Genomic DNA, 24,434 nt, shown 5'->3' with positions numbered 1-24,434 from the left:
CGCCGCCCCCGCCGCCGCAACCGCGGCCACCAGCGCCGCCGTCAGGCAGGCTGAAATGCGCATGCTGATGTGCACAGTGATTCCCCCGTGGTCGCTGTTGCGTGGCACCATATCGCGCACTGTCGATATCCGGGCGCCCCGCGGCCACCCACCGGAACAATGGCGATCATGGGAGCTCGCCGCCGGCTCGCCGGGTCGGAGTCCCGGCGTACGCTCGCCTGGTTTTTGGCTTTGAGCGCACTTGCCCTGGTCGGAGTCGCGGCCGGGGCGGCCGCCTGGAGCGTCCACGTTGCGCAGGCGCAGGCGATCAGCACCGCGGCCCGGTCCGGCCGGGCGTTCGCCGCCCAGGTGGTGGCGCCGCTCTGCACGGCCGGCCTGCGCCGCGGTGACCCGGCCGCCGTCGTCGCGCTGGACCAGGCCGTACGGCCAAGAATGTTGGACGGCTCGATCCTGCGGGTGAAGGTCTGGACCCCCGAGGGCACCATCGTCTATTCCGACGCGCACGCCCTGATCGGCAGCACCTTCGACCTCGACGCGGAACACCACGACCTGCTCGGCGGCGACCACGCCGAGGCCGAGATCACCAACCTGAGCCGCCCCGAGAACCACCTGGAGACCCCGCTGGGCCGCCTGGTCGAGACCTACGCCGCCATCCAGGACGTGTCCGGCCGGCCCCTGCTGGTGGAGACCTACTTCCCGGCCGACCCGGTGGACGCCGACGCCGACGCGATCGCCCGCAAGCTGACCCCGCTGGCGCTGGCCGCCATCGTCGCCCTCCAACTGCTGCAACTGCCGGTGGCCCTGGCCGCCGCCCGCCGCCTGGACCGCGCCCACGGCGAACGACACCGCCTGCTGGAACACGCCGTGGCCGCCTCCGAGCTGGAACGCCGCCGCATCGCCCGAGACCTGCACGACGGCGTGGTGCAGGACCTGTCCGGCGCGGTCTACCTGCTCGAGTCCATCCAGCGCAGGCTGCCCACGGACAGCCCGCTGGCCCCGTCGATCACCAAGGTCACCGGCCTGGTCCAGGCCGACGTCCAGCAGCTACGCCAGACAATGATCAACCTGGCTCCCCCACAGCTGACCGGCGAGAGCCTGGAACTGGGCGTAGCCGGCCTGGCCGGCCCACTGGCCGAGGCCGGCGTGACCGTGGAGATCTCGGTGGACGACACTGCCGATCTGCCGCAGCTCACCGTCCAGCTGCTCTACCGCGCATGCCGCGAACTGCTGCACAACGTCTTCAAGCACGCCAACGCCAGCAAGGTGACGGTAACCGTGACGGTCGCACCCACCGAGGCGGTCCTCACCGTGGCCGACGACGGCACCGGCTTCGACGCCGACGCGGTCGACCGCTCCCAGCACATGGGCCTGCTGCTGCTCACCGAGGCGGTAACCGACGCCGGCGGCACCCTGGAAGTCCACCAGTCCCCCGGCGCCGGCACCACGGTCGTGATCTCGGTGCAGAAGGATCCCTGAGACAGCGCCGGACGAGTTTGAGGCCCGGCTCCTGCTCACATGCGGGATCTCAGCACGTCGAACTCGCAGCCCGGTGCGGACGGGTCGAAGCCGTGTTCGGCCAGCCACCGGAACGCCAGCAGGCTGCGCAGCGCCCACCACCCGCGGATCACGTCGAGGTCGACGTCGGTGCCGTAGCCGGCCACGACGTCGGCCAGGCATTCCTCGTGGCCGAGCGTGAGGATCGCCAGGTCGAACAGGGCATCGCCCTGGGCCGCCTCGGACCAGTCGATCACCCCGGTGACCTCGTCGCCCTCGACGAACACGTGGGTGATCTGCAGGTCGCCGTGGATGAACACCGGCGTCCACGGCCGCAGCACGGCCCCGGCCACCTCGCGGTTGCGCGTGACCAGGTCGGCGGGCAGGACACCGTCCCGGATCAGCGCGTGGCATTCGACGTCGAGCTGCGCCGCCAACTCGTCCCGGCCGGGAGCGTGCCAGGGCGGCAGCGGCGCCTCATGCAGCTTGCGGATGGCGGCACCCGCCGCGGCCCAGGCCGCGGGCGACGCGGGCGACGGCTCGCCGAGGCGGCCGAGCGCCGTGCCGGGGACGGCGGCGACCGCGAGCACCGGCGGCCGCCGCCACAGCACCGCCGGGGTCGGGATCGGCACCATGGCCATCGCCGCCACCTCGACGTCGATACGCCGCTGATCGGAGTCCACCTTCAGGAACACATCACCGACGCGCAGGGTGGCCCGCTCCCGATGGGCCACGAGGACCTCGACCTCCTCCACGACGGCCATCCTCGCCGGGACGCCCGCCCACGTCACCGGATTTACCACCGGGCCCGATCACCCCATCGGGATGAGCCGGGCCGACCGCCGGCGGGCTCTAATTCGGTGAAGCGAAATCCCGTGGAGGACTTGTGCGATACGTGGCCAATTCCCGGATGGCCGAGGGTGCTTCCCGCGACCAGCTCGTGCAATTCTTCGAGAAGAACGGATTCTCGTCGGTCGCGTGGAATCTCGTCCGGCACCGGATCGTGACCGAGTACGCGTTGAAGACCGGGGACGTCCCCGGCGTGCTGATCTTCCTGGAGGCCGACTCCCCGGAGCAGGCGGCCGGACTGATCAACGAGTTGGTGGCGGTCAAGCAGGGTCTTCTCACCTTCGAGATCGACCCGCTGGGAAAGACGATGCGTCTGCAGGCCGACGGGTAAGAGCCGAGCTGGCCGAACGGGTGGAGATGACCGAACTCCGCTGATCAGGCCAGGTCGACCTGGGCCCACACCATCTTGCCGGTCTCGGTCGGCCGGCTCCCCCAGGACTGCGCGATGGCGGCCACCAGCAGCAGGCCGCGGCCACCGGCGCGGCGCAGGTCAGGGCGCTGCAGCTGGGGGAACGAGCGGCTGTGGTCGTGCACCTCGACGCGCAGGGTGCCGGCGGCCGGGACCACGTGCAGCTCGCCGCCGCTGTCGGTGTGCTGGACGACGTTGTCGACGAGTTCCGTGATCAATAGGAGCACGTCCTGGACCAGCTCGGCGGGCTGCCCGGCGAGCAGGTCGGCTGCCCGGCGGCGCATCACGGCGCTCTCCTGCGCGCAGGTGAAGGGCAACCGCAAAAAGTCCATCACGACGTCTTACCCGGGAAAAGCCGTCACACGCCACTCGACCGGGGAACAGATCCGCGTTGCGCGGGAATACGGACCTCGGGTATGGCCACCGGCGGCTGGAGCGGGGTGACCGTGGCGTAGCCGTCGGCCAGCCAGGCGATGTCGGTGCCCTCGACGAGCTCCTCGCCGCTGCGTTCCACCGAGGTGCGCACGAAGTCCTCGCCGCTCTCGGCCACCGCCATCTGCACCTGGCCGAAAGTCGCGAGCGACGCCTGGCGCAACCCGGCCACGGCGGATTTCTCCCGGTCCGGGACATTCAAATTCAGCACGGTACGCGGCGGCGCCTCGACGAGCCAGCCGAGCAGATCGGCGGCCATCTCGGCAGCCGTGCGCCAGTGCAGGGCGGCGGCGTCCGGCACGGTGATGGCCGCCCCGCCGCTGGACACGGTGGCGACGGTCGGGTTGAGCACGTCCAGCGAGACCGCCATCGCGTGCCGGACGCCGTTGTTGACCGCGGTCAGCGCCGCGCCGACCGTGCCCGAGTGCAGCACCGCGTTGCCCGCGTTGGCGCCCAGGTTGATGCCGGACAGCACCACGTCCGGCGGCGGGCCGAAGACACCCAGGCCGGCGAGCACCGCGATGTACGCGGGCGACGCGCTAACGGCGTACCCGGGAATGGTGTTGAAGTTGCGTTTTTCCATCACGACCCGGCCGGAGACGGTGACCGCGGTGAGTGCGGCGCTCATCCCGCTCGCCTCCTCGCGCGGCGCCGCCACCACGACCTCGTGGCCGGCCCCCGCCACCGCTTCGGCGAGCACCCGGATGCCCGGCGCGTCCACCCCGTCGTCGTTGGTGATCAGGATTCGGGTCATGCCCACATTCATACCCGTCGCGTTCACCCCACGGGATTGCGGGTAACCAACCGGGACATGGCGCTTCCGATCGAGGACTACGCGATCATCGCGGACACGCAGACGTCGGCGCTGGTGGGCCGCAACGGGTCGATCGACTGGCTGTGCGTGCCGCGGTTCGACTCCGGGGCGATCTTCGCGGCGCTGCTCGGCGACGAGTCCAACGGGCACTGGACGATCGCGCCGGCCGCTGCCGAGGTAGCCGTCCGCCGGCGCTACCGGGACGAGACGCTGGTGCTGGAGACCGAGTTCGAGACCGCCGACGGGGTGGCCCGGCTGATCGACTTCATGCCGCCGCGCGGCGACACCGCGCCGTCGGTGGTGCGGATCGTCGAGGGCGTCCGCGGCCGGGTTGAGATGACCATGCTGTTGCGGCTGCGCTTCGACTACGGCCACGTGGTGCCGTGGGTCTACCGCGAGCAGGGCGACCTGGTCGCGGTGGCCGGACCGGACGCGGCCTGGCTGCGGACACCCGCCGAGCTGCACGGCGAGAACCTCGCGACCCGCGCCGACTTCGTGGTGGAGGCCGGCGACCGGGTGCCGTTCGAGCTGACCTGGCGGCCGTCGCACCTGACCCGGCCCGAGCCGCTCGACCCGGCGCACGAACTCGGCGTGACCGAGGGCTACTGGCGCGGGTGGATCTCGGCGTGCACGTACGAGGGCGAATGGCGCGACGCGGTGGTCCGCTCGCTGCTCACCCTCAAGGCGCTCACCTACGCACCGACCGGCGGGATCGTCGCGGCCGCCACCACCAGCCTGCCCGAGAAGCTGGGTGGCGTGCGCAACTGGGACTACCGGTTCTGCTGGCTGCGCGACGCCACCATCACCCTGCAGTCGCTGCTGTTCTCCGGCTTCCAGAGCGAGGCCACCGCCTGGCGCAAGTGGCTGCTGCGGGCCATCGCCGGCAACCCCGCGGAGCTGCAGATCATGTACGGGGTGGCCGGTGAGCGCCGCCTCGACGAGTACATCGCGCACTGGCTGACCGGTTACGACGGCAACCCGGTCCGGATCGGCAACGCCGCCGCCGAGCAGTTCCAACTCGACGTCTACGGCGAGGTCATGGACGCGCTGCACCAGGGGCGCCGGGCCGGGCTCAAGGCGGACGACCCGGCCTGGGGGCTCCAGATCAAATTGATGGAGTACGTCGAGGAGCACTGGACCGATCCGGACGAGGGCATCTGGGAGGTCCGTGGCGGACCGAAGCAGTTCGTGCACTCGAAGCTGATGGCCTGGGTGGCCGCGGACCGTGCGGTCAAGGCGGTCGAGGAGTTCGACCTGGACGGCCCGGTCGAGCGGTGGCGCCGGCTGCGCGACGAGATCCGCGAGGACATCCTGGCGAAGGGCTACGACCGGGAGCGCCGGACATTCACCCAGTTCTACGGCTCCGAGGAGTTGGACGCCGCGTTGCTGATGGTGCCGCTGGTCGGCTTCCTGCCGGCCACCGACGAGCGGGTGGCCGGCACGGTAGCCGCGATCGAGGAGAACCTGCTGGCCGACGGTTTCGTGCAGCGCTACACCCAGCACCCCGGCACCGACGTGGACGGCCTGCCACCCGGCGAGGGCGCGTTCCTGGCCTGCACGTTCTGGCTGGCCGACAACTACGCGCTGATGGGCCGGCACGACGACGCCCGGCAGACGTTCGAGCGGCTGCTGGCCCTGCGCAACGACGTGGGCCTGCTCTCCGAGGAGTACGACACCGAGGCGGGCCGACTGGTCGGCAACTTCCCGCAGGCGTTCAGCCATGTACCGCTGATCGACACGGCCCGCACCCTGACCAGCGCACTGGCGCCGACCGAGGCGCGGGTGCGCGAGGGTCTCAAATGACTACCCCCGACAACGAGGCCGGGCAGGATGAACGCGAGGCCGCCGGCATTCAGCGACCGGCCGGCTGGAACAACTCGACCGGGTTGCCGGCCGGGTCGTCGAGCACGATCTGCCTACCGCCCGGCCCGGTCACCACGTCGCTGCGGAACGGCACGCCGGCCGCGCGCAGCTTGGCCACCGCGGTGTCGATGTCGTCGACCAGCAGGTGGATCCGGTTCCAGCCGCCCGGCCCGGGCTTGCGGCCGTCGGGCATGGCGCGGCCGGCCGAGCTCTCCGGCCCGGACAGCAGCAGCCGCAGGTTGCCCCGCTGCACGTCGGCGAACGCGGGCAGGAACGTGGTGTTCGAGGTGAAGCCGAGGTGGGCGGTGTAGAAGTCGATGGCGGCTGCCACGTCGTCCACCAGGTAGCGCACATGCACGGTCTCGTCGGTCATGACGTCTCCTCCAGGGTGTGCAGCAGAAAGGTGATCCGTTCGTCGAGCTCGGCGGCGACCCGGTCGAACGCCGGGCGGTCGTCCGGCTCGGGGATGCTCCAGTGCGCCGCGCCGGGGAACTCGGGGCAGACCTCCTTGACCCGGTCGCACAGGGTGATCACCCGGTCGAACCGCCGGCCGGTGAACTCGCCGAGGTGCTTGGGCCGGGCGCCGGCGAGGTCGATGCCGCGCGCGGCCATCGCGGCGACGGCGTGCGGGTGGACCGGCTTGGGCCGGCTGCCGGCGCTGTGGGCCTCGACGCCGCGGTGGCGCAGTAACGCCTCGGCCATCTGCGACCGGGCGCTGTTGCCGGTGCACAGGAACAGCACCCGCTTGGTGGCCGGCGCCGGGCGGCCGGGCGGCCGGAGCCGTAGCGCCGGGTGCAGCGCCGCGCCGGTGCCGGCCAGCAGATCGCCGCAGCGGGCCAGGTCGAGCGCGTAATAGGTGTCGCGCCGGTCGGCGCTGCTGCGCCGGGCCGAGACCAGGTCGGCCCGGCGCAGCTTGCCGAGGTGGTACGAGACCAGGTTCTGCGGCTGGCCGAGCAGTGCGGTCAGCTCGCGGACGGCTCGGTCGCTGCGGGCCAGCTCGGCCAGCAGTTGCCAGCGCACCGGGTGACCGGCGGCGGTCAGGAAGGCCGGAAGTTCCCGCTCCATGGCCCCGACAATACATCAAACCGATTTGATGCATCGGACCCTAGCCGCCCGGCACCACCAGGCCCGACTCGTAGGCGAGGATCACCAGTTGCGCGCGGTCGCGGGCGTGCAGCTTGGTCATGGCCCGGTTGACGTGGGTCTTCGCCGTGGTCGGGCTGATCACCATGCGGGCCGCGATCTGCTCGTTGGACAGGCCGCGGGCGACCAGGGCGACGGCCTCGCGCTCGCGGCCGGTGAGGTGCCGGAGGGCGGCGCGGGCGTCCCGGTGCGGCGGCTGGGTCACGTACCGGTCGATCAGCCGCCGGGTGATCGCGGGGGCCAGCAGCGCGTCGCCGCGGGCCGCCACCCGTACGGCGTGCAGGAAGTCCTCCGGCTCGATGTCCTTGACCAGAAAGCCGGCCGCGCCGGCGCGGAGCGCGTTGAACACGTACTCGTCCAGGCCGTAGTTGGTCAGGATCACCACGTGCACGGCGGCCAGCGCGGGATCGGCGGCGATCCGGCGGGTCGCCTCGATGCCGTCGACGACCGGCATCTGGACGTCGACCAGCGCCACGTCGGGCAGGTGCTCGCGGGCCAGGGCCAGGGCCGCGTCGCCGTCCGCGGCCTCGGCCACCACCGCGATGTCGTCCTCGGCGTCCAGCAGCGCCCGGAACCCGCTGCGGATCAGCGGCTGGTCGTCGACCAGCAGCACCCGGATCACGACGAGCGCTCCACCGGCAGTTCGGCCCGGACCGTGAAACCCCCCTCGCTGCGCGGCTCGGCCCGCAGCCGGCCGCCGAGCGCGGTCACCCGCTCGCGCATCCCGAGCAACCCCACCCCCGGCACCGGCGCCGCGCCCGGGCTGGCGGTGCCGTCGTCGTCGACCTCGATGGCCACCGCGCCGGGCCGGTAGTCGATCCGTACCTGGGCGCTCGCCGCGGCGGCGTGCCGGGCCACGTTGGTCAGCGCCTCCTGCACGATCCGGTACGCCGTGCGCTCCACCGCGACCGGCAGGTCACCCCGGTCGCCGCCCACCGTCAGCGTGGCGTCCAGGCCGGCCGACCGGGCCCGCTGCACCAGATCCGGTACGTGGTCGAGGCCGCGCGGCGGGTTCCGGTCGTCGTCGCGCAGCGCCTCCAGGGTGGCCCGCAACTCGCGGGCCGCGTCCCGGCCGGCGTCCCGGATCACCAGCAGCGCCTCCGGCACCTCCTCGCCGCGCTTGTGGGCCAGGTGCACGGCGGCCTCGGCCTGCACCTTGATCACCGAGATCTGGTGGGTGAGCGAGTCGTGCAGTTCGCGGGCGATGTGCAGCCGCTCCTCGCCGGCCCGGCGCAGCGCGGTCTCCTCGCGGGTGCGTTCGGCCTCCTCGGCCCGGCGCTCGGCCTGCCGCAACGCCTCCCCCGCCGCCCCCGCGGCGATCAGCCAGGCCAGCTCCAGCACATCCCGGGCCTGCGCGAACGCCTCACCCGCCCCGCTCACGCCGGCGGCCAGCACGGCGAGCGGCAACACCCCCAGCATCACCACGCTCACCGCGACGGTGACCAGCCGGTGCCCGGCGCGCACGGCCCCATAAACCCCGATGAGGTACGCGACCGCGGGTACATCGAAACCGGCGGCCTGATAGCCGAGCGCGCACAACCCGGTGCCCACCAGGACGGCAACCGGGGCGTGCCGGCGCGCGGCCAGAACCAGGCCGCCGGCCACCAGCAGCGGATAGCCGGCCGGCGCCGCACCCGGGTGCTCACCGGTCAGCCCGGTGATCAGCAGAATCGCCGCCACACCGACGGCGATCGCCGCGTCGCCGACACCGATCCGCATGGCCGCACCCTAACCGGATTTCCACCCCCGCGACTCCTGCCCGCGCGGCAGAAACCGCCTACCGCAACCGCGGTATGCGCTGCCCGCACCGGCACGACGACAGAAGGCGGCCCGGCGAACACCATCGAATAAGTCCCCAGACAAAGGAGAGACACGATGAACGTAGCCGTGCAGGCGTACACCCTGACCGGAGGCCGGCTAGCGGGCACCGCGGCCGCCCTGATCGCCCTGGCCGGCCTGGTGCTCGGCGGCCTGGCCCTGGTCCGATCCGCCGCCGGCAGCCGCCGGCCCCTGATCGCCATGGCGGCCGGCCTGCTAGGCACGGCCGGCGGCGCCGTGGTGATCGCCGCAGCCGACGGCGGACCGGGCTCCGGTTCGGGCATCGTAGGAGGCTTCGCGGCCGTCGTCATCGGGCTGCTGGCCTGCGCGTCCGGCTGGCTGGCGGCAGCCCGGTCCCGCCGGACCTGAGGTGCTCCCGGCGGGTCGGCGCGACCCGCCGGCCCCGCACCGCGCCCGCCCCGCTCCGCGACCGCGTGGGCGCGGGCGTGCACTTCGGGTTCGGGATGGCGGCCGGCGGCTTGGGAAGCAGACGGGCCCGGGGACGGCGGCCGGATCGACTGCGGTGCGGCACACGGGCGCGGCTGTCCCGGGCCGCGTTCGCGGTCCGGGACAGCCTGTCCCGCGCTACCGGGGTGACGGCAGGGTGTACAGCTGCCGGGGCGTGACCGAGCGGGCCAGCCGGTACGCGCCGAACGCGTCGACCAAGCCGTAGCCGGTGGCGCCGTCGACGCCGTCGCCGGCCGGTTCGCCGGTGGCGCTCTTGCCGGTCGTCACGTCCCGGGCCGACGCCTTCAGCAGCGACTTGATCAGGTCCGGCGAGAGGCCGGGCTGCACCTGCTTGAGGAGCGCCGCCACGCCGGCGATCTGCGGCGAGGCCGCGCTGGTGCCGCTGATCACGGCCCAGCCGTCGTTCGGCTTGGTGTCGTCGCCGTTCGGGAACGCGCCGGCCAGCTGGGTGTCGATCGCGTCGCCGGGCTCGACCGGCAGCATGATGTAGACGGCCCGGGGCAGCCGGCCGACCAGCCCGCACACGTCCGGCACGTGCCGGCCGGGGTAGATGAGGCTGGTGAAGCTGCTGGCGTAGTCGGACGCCTCGAGCGGGAAGTCGTCGCCGAGCTGGGTCTGGTCGGCGTACACGCCGCCCGCCGAGATGACGTCGGGCATCATGCCGGGGAACGCGATGTGCCCGTTGCCGGCCGAGAAGCACACCGTGATGCCGCGCATCCGGACCGCCTCGATCACCGCGGCCTCGAGCGGCCGCAGGAAGTTGGGCAGTGTGGTCAGCAACGGCAGGTGGTAGCCCCAGCTGTTGGTCATCACGGCCGGGTGCAGGTCGGCGGCGGCCTTGAAGGCGAGCGTCGGGTTGGCGCCCATCTTGACGCCCACGAAGTCGACGTCCCGGGCGCTGGCGAAGATGTTCGCCGCCTCGGCGGTGCCGTGCCCGACCTCATCGTGCTCGACGCGGATGGCGTCCGGCGCGAGCATCGCGTTGTAGTTGTAGCCGTGCGCCCGATAGAACGGGTGCTTGTAGAACCCGGTGTCGGCCATCGCGACCAGCACGCCGCGCCCGGTGATGCCGCGTTCGTTCACCGCGGAGGCCCGCAGCACGACGCCGACGTCGTCCGGCACCCGCAGGTGGTGGTAGGCCACCCGGGGCGGCAGCGCCGACTCGAAGAACAGCGGCGGGAACTGCGGGTAGGCGCGTTCGATCAGCGGTTGCAGGGAGTCGGGTACGACGAAGGGCGCGTCCGGCACGTGCGCGAGGAACGTGACGGCGGCACCCTCGGGCTGCGCGGTGCCGGCGTTCAGAGTCTGGGTGCGCCGCTCGACGCGGGTGCCGAAGGTCGACTCCCAGAGCGTGCGGGACGCCTCGCCGCTGATCGAGTACGTGCCGATGTGCCGCACGGTGAACCCGATCCGCTGGAGTTCCAGGGCGGCCGCCTCGGCACGGCCGGGTGCGGGCGCGAGGGTCTCGATGGACGCGTTCTGGGTGGCGGACGCCTCGTCGAACATCGAGGAGCCGCTCTCCGAGCGTACGGTCGCCTCGAAATGGACGTGGTCCGAGCGATTTTCTACGACGGTGGTCATGTCAGTGCCTTTCGAGAGCGTCAATAGAGCTCCGGAGGCTCGACGAAAGAGACGCCGGCGATGAGGTCGCGGAGGCCGGTGGGGATGGCGAGCGCATCGGGTGCCGGTCGTAGCCAGCCGGTCACCTGCGCGTGCCCGATCTCTTTGGATGCCGCCGAGAAGGACACGCCGAAGTGCTGGTTCCACAGTTCGGCGGGTCCGTCCGCGCTGATCGTCGATCCGATGTGGTGGATGCGGAAGCCGAGTTCCTGGAGGACGGCGGCGGCCCGCCGTTCCTGTCCGGGACGGGCCTCGATTTCGGCGGAGACAGTTTTGGTAGCCATGGCCTCCAGGACGTTACGCCGACCGCCTGATCACCGAGTGTGACTGTCCTTCATCTGTCTCGGCGGTACTGTTCGAGCAGGAAGCGGGACATCGACACCCGTTCATCGAACGCGTGTCGTGACTCCTCGTCATCACGGCCGAGCAGGTCGTAGAGGAAGCCGTCGAAGCCGCTGCGCAGCAGCACCGAGGTGGTGAATCCGTCGCGGACTCGCTCATCCATCCCGTCCACCCCCTCGTCGGCGAGGCCGCGCAGGTAGGACGGCAGGATCACGTCGCTGACCTTGGGCAGCATCGCGGCCGGCAGCTGGCCGGCGTGGGTGAGGCCGATCAGCAGCTGGCCCAGATCGAAACCGAGCGCGTGCGCGGTGCGGAAGGACAGGTCGATCACCACGAACTCGACGCTGCCGTCCAGCGGCACCAGCAGATTCTGCGGGCTGGCGTCGCCGTGCGGCAGAGCCTGCGGCAGGGTGTCGAGCCGGGCCAGCATCTCCGGGATCAGGGCGCCCAGCTCGAGCAGGCCGGCCCGCAGGTCGCCGTGGCCGGCCAGCCACGGGTGATGCCAGATCTCGTCGCTGCGCAGCGGGGCCAGCCCGCGGTACGCCACCGCCCGCTCGGCATACATCCGCAGCCCGTAGCCGTTCGCGTAGCCGGACAGGGCCAGCAGGTCCGGCGTCATGGACCGGGCGTTCCAGCGGCCGAGCAGGTAGGCCGCCCGCTCGAACAGCGCCAGGTCGCAGGAGGCCGGCGCCTGCTCCACGTCCTCCTGCCAGAGTGCGAGCCGCTCGTCGGGCAGTTCGACCAGCCGGTGCAGCACCGGGCTGCGCAGTCCGGGCGGCAGCGACGCCTGCACCAGCGGGTGCCAGAGCTCGGTCTCGGTGCGCCACGGAAACTCCGCGGCGAACGTTTCGGCGATCTGGGGCGGCATCTGCGACAGCGCCGGCCAGTGCTTGACGTGGTGCAACTGCTTCACGAACATCGACCAGCCCGCGCCGCGCACCCGCCAGAGCCCGCCGGTGGCCGGCGACCCGAACGAGTACGGCACCGCCTCGACGCTCACCTCGGCGGGGTCGACCGGCCGGCCGACAATGTCACCGAGCGCGCCCGGCGCGTCGAGCAGTTCCGACAGGATCGCCGACATACCAGCCCCCCAGATGGTCAGGTTACCTTTCTACCTTCGAGATAGTAAGGTAACCGTATGAACGACGTCAAGGAGCCCGGGCCGGACCACATCATGGCCCTGCTCGGATACCTGATGGACGGGTTGCGCCGCGACGTGCTCGCCGCCACCCGGGCCACGGCCAGCGAGCGGTCCGTCCCGCCGGTGCTGCGCGACCTTCGCTTCTCGCACATCCGGATGCTCAGCCTCACCCCGCCGGACGGCATGCGGGTCAGCGACCTGGCCGAGCGGATCGGGATGACCAAGCAGGCGCTGGGCGAGTTCGCCACCGCCCTGGAGGGGCTCGGCCTGATGGAGAGCGTGCGGGATCCGGCCGACCGCCGGGTCCGCATCGTGCGGCCGACCGCACTCGGCCGGACCGTCGTGGACGCCAGCGCCGGCCTGATCACCGAGGTGGAGGCCGCCTGGCGGGACCGGGTCGGCGCCCGGAACTGGGATCGGCTGCGCGACCTGCTGGCCGCCGCGGTCGCGAAAGGCGGTTGACAATAGTTAGCTCTACCCATAACTATTGGCGATATGGAACACGTGGATGAGCTCTTCGCCGTCCTCGCCGATCCCACCCGCCGCCGCGTGGTCCAGCTGCTCGGCGAACAGCCGAGCCGGGCCGGTGACCTGGCCCGCGCCGTCGGCGTATCGGCCCCGGTGATCAGCCGGCACCTGCGGATCCTGCTGGCCGCCGGCGTGATCGCCGACGAGCGGGTGCCGGACGACGCCCGGCTGCGCGTGTTCCGGCTGCGCCCCGAGTCGCTGATGGCGCTGCAGGCCTGGCTCGACCAGGTGCAGGCGCACTGGACCGAGCAACTGAGCGCCTTCAAACGACACGTCGAAGGGAAACCCTGAAATGACGACCCTGTCCGCGTCCGCGTCGGTGGATGTCGCCGTCGACCCGCCGACCGCCTTCCGCGCGTTCACCGAGGAGATCGACCGCTGGTGGGTGCCCGGCCCGATCAACGCGTGGAACTTCGCCCGGGCCGTCACCCGGCGCATCGAGCCCGGCGTCGGCGGCCGGGTGCTCGAGGTCTACGACGACGACGGCGACGGCCTCGAACTCGGCCGGATCACGGTGTGGGAGCCGGGCAGCCGGCTGGCCTACCGCAGCAGCGTCGACGACACCGAGGTGGACATCCGCTTCGAGCCGGTCGACGGCGGCACCCGGGTCAGCGTCGAGCACTTCGTGCGCCCCGGCGGCAACCCCGAGCACGGCGGCCTGTTCTGGCCCAACGTCATCCGGTGGCTCGAGCCGTGGTGCCGCGACCACGACCCGTCCCGCCCGGCGCGCCGGCTGGCCCGGCTGGCCGTCGCCCTGTACTACCAGGACCCGGCCGCCGCCGCGCGCTGGCTGGCCGCCACGTTCGACCTGCGCTCCTGGGACCGCATCCCGGCCGAGGGCGAGTCGGCGGGCTGGATCGAGCTGCACGCCGGCGAGGTGTCGGTGCTGCTGTTCGCGGCGGACGGGAAGTGGTCACCGGAGCCGGTCAGCCACAATCTCTGGGTCTACGTCGACGACCTGGACGCGCACCTGGAGCACGCCCGGGCCGCGGGCGCGACCATCGTGACGCCGATCCAGGAGCACGGCTATCGCGCGTACACCGCCGATGATCTCGAAGGTCACCGCTGGACCTTCGTCCAGACCTCGCCGGCGGTCCGGGGCTGACGGGGCGATGGACTGGGTCAAGGGCTTCTATTCGCGGACCGGTAGCTGGTGGGGCCGGGCCGAGTCGCGCGGCACCGAGCGGGACCAGCGGCGGGTGGCGCTGCTGCACGAGTACGCCGGTCCCGGGCCGCACCGGGTGCTGGAACTGGGCGCCGGCTACGGCACCACGGCCGCCGCGACGGCAGCGGCCGGACACGACGTCACCGCGGTCGAGATCACCGACCGGGTGGACTTCGCCACCGCGGACACCTACACCCTGGTGCGCGACGACTTCTACCGGGTGCGGCTGCCCGGGCGGTTCGACGTGGTCACGTACTGGAACGGTTTCGGGGTCGGCTCGGACGAGGATCAGCGGGTGCTGCTGCGCCGGATCGCCGGCGAGTGGCTGCGGCCGGGCGGCGTGGCGCTGATCGACATCTGCAACCCGTTCGTGTGGGCACGGTGGGACGGCGACGAGGAGCACCGGCTGCCCCGGCCCGAGGACGGATACGAGTACGAGTTGTTCGAGCGGACCACCTTCGACCCGGAGACGTGTACGGCGTACGACACCTGGTGGGAGGCCGGCCGCCCGGACGACAAGATCACCCAGGTGCTGCGCTGCTACACCCCCGCCGACCTCGACCTGCTCCTGGCCGGCACCGGCCTGCGCCGATCCGCCATCGCGGGCGGCGGCCGCGCCCTGCTCGACGACAACCACGAGTATCTGGCCGTCCTGACCCCGACAGTCGCCTAGCCGATCGAACACCGCCCGCCGGGCCGGCCGTTGGGAGCGTGGGTCTGACACGAACCCCGTTCACAGGAGGCATACATGACCCGGTACTCCAGGAGGAAGGCACTCGGCCTCGCCGCGGCGGCCACGCTGGTGGCGACCGCCGCGCCGGCCGCCGCGCCGGTGGCGGTCGCCGCCCCGCGCCAGCCCACCGACCAGCAGATCCGCGACCTGTTCACGCTCTGGAACCGGGCGCTCCTCACCCTCGATCCGGAGCAGGTCGCCGACCGGTACTCCCCGGACGCGATCCTGGTGCCGACGCTGTCCAACCGGGTGCGTGCCGACCGCGCCGGGATCGTGGAGTACTTCGAGCACTTCCTGGAGAACCGGCCGCAGGCGATGATCACCGAGTCGCACGTCCGGGTGCTCGACGCCACCAGCGCGCTGGACACCGGCACCTACCGGTTCCGGCTGATCGGGCCGGACGGCAGCCAGCGCTATGTCGACGCCCGGTACACCTTCGTCTACGAGCGCCGGCACGGCACCTGGCTGATCGTCAACCACCACTCGTCAGCGATGCCGGAGTGACCCGCAGGCCGCGGCCGAACGTCGCGGCCAGCGCGGAGCCGGCCACCGCGGCCGCGAACACCAGGATCGCGACCGGTGCGGGCCAGAACGTGAGGATGGCACCGCCGGCGATCGGGGCGGCGGCGGCCATCGACGTCGCCACCACCATGACCACGCTGATCACCCGGCCCTGAAGGTGGTCGGGGGTGATGGCGGCCTGGAAGCCGAACAGCGCCGCGTTCGCCGCCGGGCCGAGGAAGACGGCGAGCGCCAGCGGCACCGCGGCCGCGATGCTCGACGTGAGCAGGGCGGCGGTGGCCAGCAGCGCGGCCGCCGCCCAGCAGATCGCGCGGACCAGGACCGGCAGGCCGAGCCGGCTCTGCAGGGCCGGTGCGCAGGCGGCGCCCAGCAGGCCGCCGGCCGCCACGATCGTCTCGACCAGGCCGATGACCGCCGGCGTGGTGCCGGCCCGCTGCAATGCGACGATCAGCGTGAACAGCACGCCGGCGATGGCGAAGTTGATCGGGGCGGCCACCAGCAGCAGGGCGCGCAGGAAGGGGTGGCCGAGGACGAACCGCACCCCTTCGGCGAGTGCCGCGGCGTACCCCTGCTGGTTTGGGGTCTGGTTGCTCTGCAGTGGCTTGCGGATGCACCACACCGCAACCACCGAGACCAGGTACGAGAGCACATTGCCGAGGAACGGGACGGCGTGCCCCAGCCCGAACAGGAAGCCACCCAGCGGCGGACCGGCGAGCGAGGCGCCGTACGAGCGGGCCTCGTTGCGCGCCACCGCGTCCGGCAACTGGGCGACCGGCACGATGCTGCGCAGCGACGCGTCCTCGGCGGTGCCGAACAGCGCACCGGCGGCCGCGTCGACCAGCGCCACCGCCAGGATCAGCGGCAGGCCCGCCCGGCCGGTGCACACCGCGGCCGTCAGCGCGGCGAACGCGGCCAGCCGGACCAGGTCGCAGACCACCATGACCCGGCGGCGGTCGAGGCGGTCGGCCAGCACACCGGCCGGCAACCGGCACGCCAGCCGGGCGAGATGGGTGGCCGTGCCGACCAGGCCGGCGCTGACCGGCGAGCCGGTCAGCTCCAGCACCAGCAGGGTGAGCGCCAGCGACGCGACGCCGTCGCCCAGGTCGGACAGCGACTGCGAGGTCCACAGGAGGTTGAACTCGCGGTTGCGCCAGAGGCTGGTCACCCCGGGGCCCGCAGCGGGTAGGTGTGCAGGACGACCAGGACCTTCTCGGTGTCCGCCGCCTCCTCGCCGGCCCCGCGGACCAGCCGCTCGATGTCGGCGCACAGGCGGTCGAGCCGCTCCGGCGTGGTCCGGATGACGTAGTCGGAACTAGCTGCCACGCGCTGCCAGCCGGCGCTCCACTCCTGCCGGGCGACCTCGGCGTGATATGTGTCGATCGCCTGGTCGTAGACCTGCCGGGCAGCGTGCTGCACGGCCCGCATCGTGTCGGCGCCACCGACGCCCAGATCGGACCAGACCGTCGAGTCGTGCACCGCCTTCCACCAGCGCTCCCGGCCGCGGCGGTGCTGCTCGGGCGCGTCGGCCACCAGCCCGTGCCGGGCGAGCAGCCGCAGGTGGTGGCTGGTCTGGCCGGTGTCGGTGGCCAGCCGGCGCGCCAGGATCGCCGAGGTCGCCGGGCCGTCGACGCGCAGCGAGCCGAGGATGCGCATCCGCAGCGGGTGGGCCAGCAGCCGCATCATCGCGGCGTCGGCCAGCAGAGTCTCCATGCAGAGATTCTATGCACATAACCTCTGCATCGGTACCGATGATTTTCCGGGGCGCCTACTGTCTACATCGGCAAACACTTAGGAGGCTGCTCATGAGCATCACCCGACGTTGGCTCGCCGCACTCGCCACGGCGGTGGTCGCCGTATCCCTCACCGCCACGCCGGCCTCGGCGCACACCGGCCGCGCCTGGAACGGGACCTGGTCCAGCTCCATGATCGCGGCGTTCCCCGACTACTTCGGCACGCCCAACTGGTCCGGCGGCTTCGAGAACCACTCGGTGCGCCAGCCGGTCCGGGTCAGTCGCGGCGGTTCGTCAATCAAGATCAAAATCTCCAACGTGTACGGGACCAGCCCGCTGCACCTGACCGGCGCGTCGATCGGCCGGGCCGGGGACGGCGCCGCCATCCGCCCCGGCTCGTTGCGGACGGTCACCTTCCATCACCGGCGCTCGGCGGTGGTGGCCGCCGGACGGCAGCTCAGCTCGGACGTCGTCGATCTGCCGGTGGCCCCGCTGGAGCGGCTGACCGTGACGCTCTACTTCGCCGGCGCCACCGGCCCGGCCACCTTCCACCCGTTCGCGCTGGCCACCTCGTACCGGGCCACCGGCGACCACCTGCGCGACCGGACCGGCGACGCGTACACCGAGACCTCGCAGTCCTGGTACTACCTGTCCGGCGTCGAGGTCACCGGCAACCGCCGGGCCGGCACCGTGGTGGCGTTCGGCGACTCGATCACGGACGGCTCGTTCACCACTCCGGACGCCGACAACCGCTACCCCGACGAACTGGCCGAACGCCTGCAGGCCGCGGGCCGCAACCTCGGCGTCGTGAACGCCGGCATCGGCGGCAACAAGGTGCTGACCGACACCGACGGCTTCGGCGAACGCGCCACCGCCCGCTTCACCCGGGACGCCCTGGACCAGCCCGGCGTCCGGACGGTCATCGTGCTGGAGGGCATCAACGACATCGGCACCGGCGCCACCGCACCGCAGCCGCTCACCGCCGAGGCGCTGATCGAGGGCCACCGCACGCTGATCCGGGCCGCACACGCCCGCGGCGTCCGGGTGATGGGCGCGACCATCCTGCCGTTCGCCGGCACCGTCTACCCCGGCTACTACACCGAGGAGGGGGAACGGATCCGGGACGCCGTCAACGACTGGATCCGCACCGGCGGCGAGTACGACGCGGTCGCCGACCTGGACCGCGCGATGGCCGACCCGGCCGACCAGGACCGGCTCAACCCGGCCTACGACGCCGGCGACGGCCTGCACCCGAACGACGCCGGCATGCGCGCCATGGCCGACGCCATCCCGCTGCACCGCCTGTAATTCGTTTAGCGGGTACGGCAAGTGGTATCCGCCGGACCATGGGAGTTATCAGGAAGGCACTGTTGATCGTCGCGCCGCTCGCGGCCGGCACCGCGGTGACAGTCGTGCGACGTCGCCGCGCCCGGACCGCGGCGGTGCGCCGCACGCACGTCATCACCGTGTTCCGGCCGCCGGCCGAGTTGCAGGCCGAGCAGTTGCCCGGCTCGCTCAAGGAGATCGCCGACGACGTCGAGATCCGGCTGCGGGCCGCGCCGGGCGACCGGGGCACCGAGATCGTCGTACACATTCCCGAAGGGTCCCCGGTGACCGAGGGTGAGGTGCGGCGCGCCCTGCGGGAGACCCGGTCGCTGCTGGAGGCCGGCGACGTGCTGCTGCCGTCCGGGCCGCCGACCACCACCCCGACGCTGCTGAACCGGCCGTTGCAGGCGGCCACCCGGCACGGCCGGGAGGGAGGACTGCTATGAGGGCACTCCAGTGGCAGGGCGTCAACAAGCTCGCGGTCGGCACCGTGCCGGACCCGGAACTGCGCAACCCCGGCGACGTCATCGTCAAGGTGACCAGGACCGTGACCTGCGGCTCCGACCTGCACCTGCTGGGCGGCTACATCCCGTTCATGGAGAAGGGCGACGTGCTCGGCCACGAGTTCCTCGGCGAGGTGGTGGAGACCGGGCCGGACGTCCGCCGGCACCGCGCCGGCGACCGGGTGGTGGTCTCGTCGTTCATCTCCTGCGGTAACTGCTGGTACTGCGACCAGCAGCTGTTCTCGCTGTGCGACAACGGCAACACCAACCCGGCGATCACCGAGACGCTGTGGGGACACGCGCCGAGCGGCTGCTTCGGCTACTCGCACGCGATGGGCGGCAACGCCGGCAGCCACGCCGAGTACATCCGGGTGCCGTTCGCTGACGTGGGCGCGTTCGCGGTGCCGGACGAGGTGAGCGACGAGCGCGCGCTGTTCGCCTCGGACTCGGCGGCGACCGGCTGGATGGGCGCCGACCTGAGCGGTGTGGGGCCGGGCCAGGTGGTCGCCGTGTGGGGCGCCGGCGCGGTGGGCCAGATGGCCGCCCGGGCCGCGGTGCTGCTCGGCGCCGACCGGGTGATCGTCATCGACCGGCTGGACAACCGGCTCGAGCAGGTGGACCGTCACGTCGGCGCGGAGACGCTCAACTACGAGCGCACCGACGTGGCCGCCGAATTGCGCGAGCGCAGCGGCGGCCGCGGACCGGACGTCTGCATCGAGGCGGTCGGCATGGAGGCGCACGCCCCCGGCCCGCATTTCGGCTACGACCAGATCAAGCAGCAGTTACGGCTGCAGACCGACCGGCCGATCGCGGTCCGAGAGGCGATCCACGCCTGCCGCAAGGGCGGGACGGTCTTCGTGCTGGGCGTCTATGCCGGGTTCGTCGACAAGTTCCCCCTGGGCGCGCTGATGAACAAGGGCCTCACCGTGCGCGGCGCGCAGATGCACGGCCAGCGCTACATCCCGATGCTGCTCGACCGGATGGCCAAGGGCCAGCTCACCACCGAGCACCTGGCCACGCATGTGATGCCGCTGGACCGGGCACCCGAGGGTTACCGGATGTTCAAGGACAAGGAGGACGACTGCGTGCGCGCGGTGTTCGTGCCGTAGCGAAACGCTCAGCTCTACCGGACCGGTGCCGATCGAAGGCCCGTGTTATCGAAGCGGGGCTGTTGGGGTTGGTTGCTGGCGCTGTGCGGCGGGACTCTACCGGTCGGCATCTATTTCCTGCTGCCGGCCGGCAGCCTGGCGCAGAACCTGACCTACAACGCGGTGGGCCTGCTGTCCGCGGTGTTCATCGTGGCCGGGGTACGGCGGTACCGCCCGGCCCGGCCGGCCCTCTGGTACCTGTTCGCGGCCGGTCAGCTCGCCTCGGTGGCCGGCGACGTCACCTGGGAGATCTACGCGTACGTCCTGGACCAGGAACCCTTCCCCTCCCTGGCGGACGTGTTCTACCTCGGCACGTACCCACTGCTGCTGGCCGGTCTCGTGCTGCTGGTGCGGGACCGCCGCGGCCGGGACCTGACCGGGCTGATCGACGCCGCGATCCTGGCGACCGGCCTCGGGCTGGTGTTCTGGGTGTTCGTGCTGCACCCGATCGCCGCCGGGGAGGCCGGCTCCCCGCTCGAACGGATGATCAACACGGCGTACCCGGCGGCCGACGTGATGCTGCTGGCGGTGCTGGCCCGGCTGTTCACCGGCCGGGCGGTGCCGACGGTCAGCGGCCGGCTGCTCGGCACGGCCGCGGTGCTGCTGCTGATCGCCGACGTCGGCTACGCGGTCCTCAGCCAGTACGGGTCGTACGACGGCGGCCACCCGCTCGATTCGCTGTGGCTGCTGTCGTACTTGCTCTGGGGCGTGGCCGCGCTGCACCCGTCGATGGCGTTCGCCCAGCCGGCCCGGCCGCCGGCGATGCGGACCCGGGTCGCGGCCGGCCGGCTCGTGCTGCTCACCGCCAGCTCACTGCTGGCGCCGTGCATGCTGTTCCTGCCCGGGATGACCGAACGGCCGGGCGACTGGATCGTGGTGACGGCCGGTGCCGTGGTGCTGTTCCTGCTGGTGGCGGTGCGCATGTCGGGCCTGGTGACGCAGGTGCAGCGGCAGGCCGGCCAGCTCGAGCAGCTGGCCATGCACGACGAGCTCACCGGGCTGGACAACCGCCGGCAGTTCGAGCACCGGCTGCGTACCGCGTGGGAGACCGGGCAGCCCTCGGTGGCCCTGCTCGACCTGGACGACTTCAAGAACGTCAACGACCAGCTCGGCCACGCGGTCGGCGACCGGCTGCTGGCCGAGGTCGCCGGGCGGTTGGCCGACGCGGTCGGCGACACCGGATCGGTGGCCCGGATGGGCGGCGACGAGTTCGCCGTGCTGCTGCCGGACGCCGGCGACGAGACGGTCGCGTCGGTCACCGACCGGCTGCTGCGCGCTCTCCAGCAGCCGGTCCGGGTGGGCCGGCACGAGCTGCTGGTCGGCGCCAGCATCGGCCTGGCCCGGGGCACCGGGGTGACCGAGCCGCTGGAGGCGCTGCGCCGCGCCGACGTGGCCATGTACGCCGCCAAGGAACGCGGCGAGCCGTACTGCTGGTACGTGCCGGAGATGGACCGCCGGGCCGGCGAGGAGGCCCGGATCGGCGCCGAGCTGCGCACCGCGCTGGACACGGGGCAGCTCCGGCTCGCCTACCAGCCCATCGTCGAGCTGCCGCTGGGCCGGCTCGTCGCGGTCGAGGCGCTGGTGCGCTGGGAGCACCCGGAGCGGGGCCTGATCAGCCCGGCCGCGTTCATCCCGGTGGCCGAGCGCAACGGCATGATCGTCGAGCTGGGCGCGTGGGTGCTCCGCGAGGCCTGCGGGCAGGCCGCCCGCTGGCGTGCCGAGCTGGGCGACGCCGCGCCGCAGCGGATCAGCGTCAACGTCTCGGCCCGCCAGCTGACCCGGCCCGGCCTCGCCGCGGTGGTGGCCGGCGCGCTGGCCGACAGCGGCCTGCCGGCGTCCTGCCTGACCATCGAGGTGACCGAGACCGCGGTGTTCGAAGGCGGCCGCGCCGTCGAGGCGTTGCACGAGCTGCAACGGCTCGGGGTCCGGATCGCGCTGGACGACTTCGGCACCGGGCACTCGTCGCTGACCCTGCTGCAGACCGTGCCGGCCCAGGTCCTCAAGGTGGACAAGTCGTTCATCGACGAGGTCACCATGCGCGGCCGGCAGGCGGTCATCTGCACCGCGCTCATCCAGGTCGCCGACGGCCTCGGGATGACCGCGGTGGCCGAGGGCGTCGAGACCGCCGAGCAGGCCGCCGAGCTGTACCGGCTGGGCTACCGGCTGGCACAGGGCTACTGGTTCGGCCGTCCGGCCGCGGACCTGCCGGTGGTCCGCGACCTTCAGCGGGCCGACAGCAGGTGACGCACCTCGGGCGGGCCGTCGGCGAGCGCCAGCGCCCGCTGCTCGATCGCCTGGTCGGCGCCGGTCAGCCGGCCGGTGTGCTGGCGCAGGTGCTCGTCCCAGCTGGGCACCACGTACGCCTCCACGAAGCGGCCCGGGTCCTCGCCGTCCCGGAACAGGCCCCAGCGCACCGCGCCGGTCCGTAGCCGGGTGCGGCGCACGTCCTCCATGGCCGCGACGAAGGCGGCCTCGTTGCCGGCGCTCACCGGGTAGCCGGCCAGCACCACCACCGGGCCGTCGTGCTCCTCCGGGTCCAGTTCCAGGTGCGGTTCCGGCCAGTACACCGCCGGTTCCCGGTCCAGGCCGCTGGTGTCCCGGATCGGCCACCGGCGCAGGGTGAGCGCGCCGGCCAGCATCAGCCCGGCGGCCGCCACGTGCGCCGGCATCAGGCCCCACAGGTCGGACAGCGCGCCCCAGGCCAGCGCGCCGGCGGCCTGCGCACCGGCGAACACCATCTGGTAGATGGCGAGGCCGCGACCCCGCACCCAGCCCGGCAGGAACAGCTGCATGGCCGCGTTCACACTGGACAGCACCATCACCCAGGCGACGCCGGCGGGCAGCAGCGCCAGCACCACGACCGCCGGCGAGCGGCCCAGCACCAGCACGGCGAGCACCGCGGCAAAGGTGACGCTCGCGATCAGCAGCAGCCGGTTCAGTGACCAGCGGGACCGCATCCAGGGCAGCAGCAGCGCGCCGATCACCGCCCCGGCGCCGACCGCGCCGAGCAGCACGCCGTAGCCGCCCGAGCCCAGACCGAGGCCGCGGCTGGCGACCAGCGGCAGCAGCGCCCAGAGCGCGCTGCCGGGCACCAGGAACAGCGCGGCGCGCAGCAGGATGCGCCGCACGACCGGCGAGTGCCGCACGTACCGGCCGCCGGAGCGCACGGCGGCCGCGAACCGCTCGGGCGCGCCGGTCGAGCCCGCGGCGGCCGGTCGCCAGCGCCACAGGACCAGCGCGAAGATCGCGAAGGTGACCGTGTTGAGGCCGAACACCACCCCGGCGCCGGACTGCGCGATGAGCAGGCCGGCCACCGCCGGGCCGACCGCGCGGGCCAGGTTCATGCTGATCGCGCCGAGCGCCGAGGCGGAGGCCAGTTGGGATCGCGGCACCAGTTCCGGGATGACCGCCTGCCAGGCCGGCGCGGTCAGCGCCTGCCCGGCGCCGAGCACGAAGGTGAGCGTCAGCAGCAGGGTCGGCGGCATCCGGCCGGCCAGGGTCAGCACGGTGAGCAGCACGCCCACCGCGGACAGGAACACCTGGACCGCGATCAGCAGCCGGCGCCGGTCGAACGTGTCGGCCAGCGCCCCGGACGGCAGCGCGAGCAGCACGATCGGCAGCGTGCTGGCCGTCTGCACGACCGCCACCAGGGTGTCCGTGCCGGACTGCTCGACCAGCAGCCACTGCGCGCCGACGGTCTGCATCCAGGTGCCGATGTTGCTGGCCAGCAGGGCCAGCCACAGGCTGCGGAAAGCCGCGACGCGCAGCGGGGCCCACGCCTCGGGCACTACTTGGTGGCGCGCTTCGTGATCATGTCGCGCAGCCGGTCCACCATGCCGACGCCCGGTCCGGCCAGCTTGTGGAACAGCTCGTTGTTCGGAGCGCCGGGGTGCGGCCGGGTCGGCGCGAGCTTCTTGGCGGTCTCCACCTTGCCGGCCAGCTTCACCAGTTCCTCGTGCGGGATGACCCGGCGCAGCTCCGGGAACTGCTCGGTCTCCTCGTCCTGCACGTGGTCGGCCAGAATCTCCTCGAGCCGGCGCAGGGTGGTGTCGAACTCGGTGCTGGAGATCTCGAGACCCTCCAGCTCCTTCATCGCGCGCTCCAGCTCCTGGTGCTCCTCGACGTCGTGCTCGACGGCCTTCTCCCCGTCCGGCAGGTGCTTGCGCATGGCCGGGTAGACGTACATCTCCTCGGCGACGGCGTGCCGGACCAGCTCGCTGATCGCGGTGTCGGTGAGGTCCCGGCGGACCATCGGGTCGCGCACCGACCAGATCTCGCCGATCAGCGCGGTGACGTCGCGGTGGTCGGCGGTCAGGACGTCCACCACGTCCGCTTCGGTTTCGCTGTGCGCCACGGTTTCCTCCCAGGGTTGGCTCAGGTCCCGCG

Annotated in this window: 27 protein-coding genes; 13 read left to right on the top strand and 14 right to left on the bottom strand. The window is 72.4% G+C overall.

Going from position 1 to position 24,434, the window contains the following annotated elements; all coding sequences use genetic code 11:
- Positions 1 to 168 precede the first annotated feature (168 nt).
- On the top strand, positions 169 to 1,476 hold the full coding sequence (locus Ari01nite_RS25045; RefSeq protein ID WP_203784599.1) for a sensor histidine kinase: 1,308 nt from the start codon (positions 169 to 171) through the stop codon (positions 1,474 to 1,476).
- 35 nt (positions 1,477 to 1,511) lie between these two features.
- On the opposite strand, the gene Ari01nite_RS25040 is transcribed toward Ari01nite_RS25045, so the two are convergent.
- A complete protein-coding gene (locus Ari01nite_RS25040; protein WP_203784598.1) occupies positions 1,512 to 2,258 on the bottom strand; it encodes a phosphotransferase family protein in 747 nt (248 codons plus the stop codon).
- A gap of 122 nt (positions 2,259 to 2,380) precedes the next feature.
- Here Ari01nite_RS25040 and Ari01nite_RS25035 point away from each other — a divergent pair, with 122 nt between their 5' ends.
- Entirely contained in the window at positions 2,381 to 2,674 is a 294-nt protein-coding gene (locus Ari01nite_RS25035) for a hypothetical protein (protein WP_203784597.1), read from the top strand.
- A gap of 44 nt (positions 2,675 to 2,718) precedes the next feature.
- Here Ari01nite_RS25035 and Ari01nite_RS25030 read toward each other — a convergent pair whose 3' ends face one another.
- Positions 2,719 to 3,084 carry an ATP-binding protein gene (locus tag Ari01nite_RS25030; RefSeq protein WP_203784596.1) on the bottom strand — a complete coding sequence of 122 codons (366 nt, stop codon included), beginning with the start codon at positions 3,082 to 3,084 and terminating at the stop codon, positions 2,719 to 2,721.
- 26 nt (positions 3,085 to 3,110) lie between these two features.
- Complete coding sequence (surE, locus tag Ari01nite_RS25025) at positions 3,111 to 3,938, bottom strand: 5'/3'-nucleotidase SurE (protein WP_203784595.1); 828 nt, start codon at positions 3,936 to 3,938, stop codon at positions 3,111 to 3,113.
- A gap of 57 nt (positions 3,939 to 3,995) precedes the next feature.
- Here surE and Ari01nite_RS25020 point away from each other — a divergent pair, with 57 nt between their 5' ends.
- Positions 3,996 to 5,801, top strand: a complete 1,806-nt coding sequence (locus Ari01nite_RS25020) for a glycoside hydrolase family 15 protein (protein WP_203784594.1) — start codon at positions 3,996 to 3,998, stop codon at positions 5,799 to 5,801.
- A 49-nt stretch (positions 5,802 to 5,850) separates the two neighbouring features.
- Here the strand turns inward: Ari01nite_RS25020 and Ari01nite_RS25015 are convergent, their stop codons facing one another.
- Genes Ari01nite_RS25015 through Ari01nite_RS25000 form a run of 4 tightly spaced genes read right to left on the bottom strand, consistent with a single transcriptional unit; the run spans position 5,851 to position 8,723 of the window.
- Positions 5,851 to 6,234: a VOC family protein gene (locus tag Ari01nite_RS25015; RefSeq protein WP_203784593.1), complete on the bottom strand. Its 384-nt coding sequence runs from the start codon at positions 6,232 to 6,234 to the stop codon at positions 5,851 to 5,853.
- Positions 6,231 to 6,926: an arsenate reductase/protein-tyrosine-phosphatase family protein gene (locus tag Ari01nite_RS25010; protein WP_203784592.1), complete on the bottom strand. Its 696-nt coding sequence runs from the start codon at positions 6,924 to 6,926 to the stop codon at positions 6,231 to 6,233. Before Ari01nite_RS25010 ends, Ari01nite_RS25015 begins: the two co-directional genes overlap by 4 nt.
- Before the next feature lie 40 nt (positions 6,927 to 6,966).
- Complete coding sequence (locus Ari01nite_RS25005; RefSeq protein WP_203784591.1) at positions 6,967 to 7,626, bottom strand: response regulator; 660 nt, start codon at positions 7,624 to 7,626, stop codon at positions 6,967 to 6,969.
- Positions 7,623 to 8,723 carry a sensor histidine kinase gene (locus Ari01nite_RS25000; RefSeq protein WP_203784590.1) on the bottom strand — a complete coding sequence of 367 codons (1,101 nt, stop codon included), beginning with the start codon at positions 8,721 to 8,723 and terminating at the stop codon, positions 7,623 to 7,625. Before Ari01nite_RS25000 ends, Ari01nite_RS25005 begins: the two co-directional genes overlap by 4 nt.
- Positions 8,724 to 8,879: 156 nt before the next feature.
- On the opposite strand from Ari01nite_RS25000, the gene Ari01nite_RS24995 reads away from it, so the two are divergent.
- Positions 8,880 to 9,191 carry a DUF6223 family protein gene (locus Ari01nite_RS24995; RefSeq protein WP_203784589.1) on the top strand — a complete coding sequence of 104 codons (312 nt, stop codon included), beginning with the start codon at positions 8,880 to 8,882 and terminating at the stop codon, positions 9,189 to 9,191.
- A gap of 216 nt (positions 9,192 to 9,407) precedes the next feature.
- Here the strand turns inward: Ari01nite_RS24995 and Ari01nite_RS24990 are convergent, their stop codons facing one another.
- Genes Ari01nite_RS24990 through Ari01nite_RS24980 form a run of 3 tightly spaced genes read right to left on the bottom strand, consistent with a single transcriptional unit; the run spans position 9,408 to position 12,333 of the window.
- A complete protein-coding gene (locus Ari01nite_RS24990; RefSeq protein ID WP_203784588.1) occupies positions 9,408 to 10,871 on the bottom strand; it encodes a S8 family serine peptidase in 1,464 nt (487 codons plus the stop codon).
- Between the two features lie 20 nt (positions 10,872 to 10,891).
- Positions 10,892 to 11,194, bottom strand: coding sequence for a hypothetical protein (locus Ari01nite_RS24985; RefSeq protein ID WP_203784587.1), 303 nt, complete (start codon positions 11,192 to 11,194; stop codon positions 10,892 to 10,894).
- Positions 11,195 to 11,244: 50 nt separating this feature from the next.
- Positions 11,245 to 12,333, bottom strand: coding sequence for a hypothetical protein (locus Ari01nite_RS24980; RefSeq protein WP_203784586.1), 1,089 nt, complete (start codon positions 12,331 to 12,333; stop codon positions 11,245 to 11,247).
- Between the two features lie 57 nt (positions 12,334 to 12,390).
- Here Ari01nite_RS24980 and Ari01nite_RS24975 point away from each other — a divergent pair, with 57 nt between their 5' ends.
- The 5 genes from Ari01nite_RS24975 to Ari01nite_RS24955 all read left to right on the top strand — a co-directional run bounded on the left by Ari01nite_RS24975 (position 12,391) and on the right by Ari01nite_RS24955 (position 15,323).
- A complete protein-coding gene (locus Ari01nite_RS24975) occupies positions 12,391 to 12,855 on the top strand; it encodes a MarR family winged helix-turn-helix transcriptional regulator (protein ID WP_203784585.1) in 465 nt (154 codons plus the stop codon).
- Between the two features lie 33 nt (positions 12,856 to 12,888).
- Complete coding sequence (locus Ari01nite_RS24970; RefSeq protein ID WP_203784584.1) at positions 12,889 to 13,212, top strand: ArsR/SmtB family transcription factor; 324 nt, start codon at positions 12,889 to 12,891, stop codon at positions 13,210 to 13,212.
- 1 nt (position 13,213) lies between these two features.
- On the top strand, positions 13,214 to 14,026 hold the full coding sequence (locus Ari01nite_RS24965; RefSeq protein WP_203784583.1) for a VOC family protein: 813 nt from the start codon (positions 13,214 to 13,216) through the stop codon (positions 14,024 to 14,026).
- Between the two features lie 7 nt (positions 14,027 to 14,033).
- On the top strand, positions 14,034 to 14,759 hold the full coding sequence (locus Ari01nite_RS24960) for a class I SAM-dependent methyltransferase (RefSeq protein ID WP_203784582.1): 726 nt from the start codon (positions 14,034 to 14,036) through the stop codon (positions 14,757 to 14,759).
- A gap of 75 nt (positions 14,760 to 14,834) precedes the next feature.
- A complete protein-coding gene (locus Ari01nite_RS24955; RefSeq protein ID WP_203784581.1) occupies positions 14,835 to 15,323 on the top strand; it encodes an SgcJ/EcaC family oxidoreductase in 489 nt (162 codons plus the stop codon).
- Here Ari01nite_RS24955 and Ari01nite_RS24950 read toward each other — a convergent pair.
- Both Ari01nite_RS24950 and Ari01nite_RS24945 read right to left on the bottom strand, forming a co-directional pair.
- Positions 15,292 to 16,506 carry an MFS transporter gene (locus Ari01nite_RS24950; RefSeq protein WP_203784578.1) on the bottom strand — a complete coding sequence of 405 codons (1,215 nt, stop codon included), beginning with the start codon at positions 16,504 to 16,506 and terminating at the stop codon, positions 15,292 to 15,294. The two genes, Ari01nite_RS24955 and Ari01nite_RS24950, sit on opposite strands and share 32 nt — an antisense overlap.
- Positions 16,503 to 17,051 (bottom strand): winged helix-turn-helix domain-containing protein, encoded by a 549-nt coding sequence (locus tag Ari01nite_RS24945; protein WP_203784562.1) that lies wholly within the window; start codon positions 17,049 to 17,051, stop codon positions 16,503 to 16,505. Before Ari01nite_RS24945 ends, Ari01nite_RS24950 begins: the two co-directional genes overlap by 4 nt.
- Before the next feature lie 92 nt (positions 17,052 to 17,143).
- Between Ari01nite_RS24945 and Ari01nite_RS24940 the strand changes: the two genes are divergently transcribed.
- The 4 genes from Ari01nite_RS24940 to Ari01nite_RS24925 are packed head-to-tail and all read left to right on the top strand — an operon-like array spanning position 17,144 to position 22,292.
- Positions 17,144 to 18,379 carry an SGNH/GDSL hydrolase family protein gene (locus Ari01nite_RS24940; protein WP_203784560.1) on the top strand — a complete coding sequence of 412 codons (1,236 nt, stop codon included), beginning with the start codon at positions 17,144 to 17,146 and terminating at the stop codon, positions 18,377 to 18,379.
- Between the two features lie 38 nt (positions 18,380 to 18,417).
- Positions 18,418 to 18,843 carry a hypothetical protein gene (locus Ari01nite_RS24935; RefSeq protein ID WP_203784558.1) on the top strand — a complete coding sequence of 142 codons (426 nt, stop codon included), beginning with the start codon at positions 18,418 to 18,420 and terminating at the stop codon, positions 18,841 to 18,843.
- Complete coding sequence (locus Ari01nite_RS24930; protein WP_203784556.1) at positions 18,840 to 20,009, top strand: zinc-dependent alcohol dehydrogenase; 1,170 nt, start codon at positions 18,840 to 18,842, stop codon at positions 20,007 to 20,009. Before Ari01nite_RS24935 ends, Ari01nite_RS24930 begins: the two co-directional genes overlap by 4 nt.
- A gap of 42 nt (positions 20,010 to 20,051) precedes the next feature.
- Positions 20,052 to 22,292 carry a putative bifunctional diguanylate cyclase/phosphodiesterase gene (locus tag Ari01nite_RS24925; protein WP_239163002.1) on the top strand — a complete coding sequence of 747 codons (2,241 nt, stop codon included), beginning with the start codon at positions 20,052 to 20,054 and terminating at the stop codon, positions 22,290 to 22,292.
- Here Ari01nite_RS24925 and Ari01nite_RS24920 read toward each other — a convergent pair.
- Positions 22,271 to 23,836 carry an MFS transporter gene (locus Ari01nite_RS24920; protein WP_203784554.1) on the bottom strand — a complete coding sequence of 522 codons (1,566 nt, stop codon included), beginning with the start codon at positions 23,834 to 23,836 and terminating at the stop codon, positions 22,271 to 22,273. The two genes, Ari01nite_RS24925 and Ari01nite_RS24920, sit on opposite strands and share 22 nt — an antisense overlap.
- Positions 23,836 to 24,402 carry a hemerythrin domain-containing protein gene (locus Ari01nite_RS24915; RefSeq protein ID WP_203784546.1) on the bottom strand — a complete coding sequence of 189 codons (567 nt, stop codon included), beginning with the start codon at positions 24,400 to 24,402 and terminating at the stop codon, positions 23,836 to 23,838. Before Ari01nite_RS24915 ends, Ari01nite_RS24920 begins: the two co-directional genes overlap by 1 nt.
- Positions 24,403 to 24,434: the final 32 nt, after the last annotated feature.

Origin of the sequence: Paractinoplanes rishiriensis, assembly GCF_016862375.1 — a bacterium.
GTDB lineage: Bacteria > Actinomycetota > Actinomycetes > Mycobacteriales > Micromonosporaceae > Actinoplanes > Actinoplanes rishiriensis.
This window is presented reverse-complemented; position numbering and strand designations above follow the sequence as displayed.

Coding starts and splice junctions, on each gene's coding strand:
- Ari01nite_RS24970 (WP_203784584.1), top strand. CDS start 12,889: ATGGAACACGTGGATGAGCTCTTCGCCGTCCTCGCCGATCCCACCCGC.
- Ari01nite_RS25040 (WP_203784598.1), bottom strand. CDS start 2,258: ATGGCCGTCGTGGAGGAGGTCGAGGTCCTCGTGGCCCATCGGGAGCGG.
- Ari01nite_RS24940 (WP_203784560.1), top strand. CDS start 17,144: ATGAGCATCACCCGACGTTGGCTCGCCGCACTCGCCACGGCGGTGGTC.
- Ari01nite_RS24930 (WP_203784556.1), top strand. CDS start 18,840: ATGAGGGCACTCCAGTGGCAGGGCGTCAACAAGCTCGCGGTCGGCACC.
- Ari01nite_RS24935 (WP_203784558.1), top strand. CDS start 18,418: ATGGGAGTTATCAGGAAGGCACTGTTGATCGTCGCGCCGCTCGCGGCC.
- Ari01nite_RS24980 (WP_203784586.1), bottom strand. CDS start 12,333: ATGTCGGCGATCCTGTCGGAACTGCTCGACGCGCCGGGCGCGCTCGGT.
- Ari01nite_RS25015 (WP_203784593.1), bottom strand. CDS start 6,234: ATGACCGACGAGACCGTGCATGTGCGCTACCTGGTGGACGACGTGGCA.
- Ari01nite_RS25045 (WP_203784599.1), top strand. CDS start 169: ATGGGAGCTCGCCGCCGGCTCGCCGGGTCGGAGTCCCGGCGTACGCTC.
- Ari01nite_RS24965 (WP_203784583.1), top strand. CDS start 13,214: ATGACGACCCTGTCCGCGTCCGCGTCGGTGGATGTCGCCGTCGACCCG.
- Ari01nite_RS24995 (WP_203784589.1), top strand. CDS start 8,880: ATGAACGTAGCCGTGCAGGCGTACACCCTGACCGGAGGCCGGCTAGCG.
- Ari01nite_RS24975 (WP_203784585.1), top strand. CDS start 12,391: ATGAACGACGTCAAGGAGCCCGGGCCGGACCACATCATGGCCCTGCTC.
- Ari01nite_RS24960 (WP_203784582.1), top strand. CDS start 14,034: ATGGACTGGGTCAAGGGCTTCTATTCGCGGACCGGTAGCTGGTGGGGC.
- surE (WP_203784595.1), bottom strand. CDS start 3,938: ATGACCCGAATCCTGATCACCAACGACGACGGGGTGGACGCGCCGGGC.
- Ari01nite_RS25030 (WP_203784596.1), bottom strand. CDS start 3,084: ATGGACTTTTTGCGGTTGCCCTTCACCTGCGCGCAGGAGAGCGCCGTG.
- Ari01nite_RS25010 (WP_203784592.1), bottom strand. CDS start 6,926: ATGGAGCGGGAACTTCCGGCCTTCCTGACCGCCGCCGGTCACCCGGTG.
- Ari01nite_RS25000 (WP_203784590.1), bottom strand. CDS start 8,723: ATGCGGATCGGTGTCGGCGACGCGGCGATCGCCGTCGGTGTGGCGGCG.
- Ari01nite_RS25020 (WP_203784594.1), top strand. CDS start 3,996: ATGGCGCTTCCGATCGAGGACTACGCGATCATCGCGGACACGCAGACG.
- Ari01nite_RS24955 (WP_203784581.1), top strand. CDS start 14,835: ATGACCCGGTACTCCAGGAGGAAGGCACTCGGCCTCGCCGCGGCGGCC.
- Ari01nite_RS24945 (WP_203784562.1), bottom strand. CDS start 17,051: ATGGAGACTCTGCTGGCCGACGCCGCGATGATGCGGCTGCTGGCCCAC.
- Ari01nite_RS24985 (WP_203784587.1), bottom strand. CDS start 11,194: ATGGCTACCAAAACTGTCTCCGCCGAAATCGAGGCCCGTCCCGGACAG.
- Ari01nite_RS24990 (WP_203784588.1), bottom strand. CDS start 10,871: ATGACCACCGTCGTAGAAAATCGCTCGGACCACGTCCATTTCGAGGCG.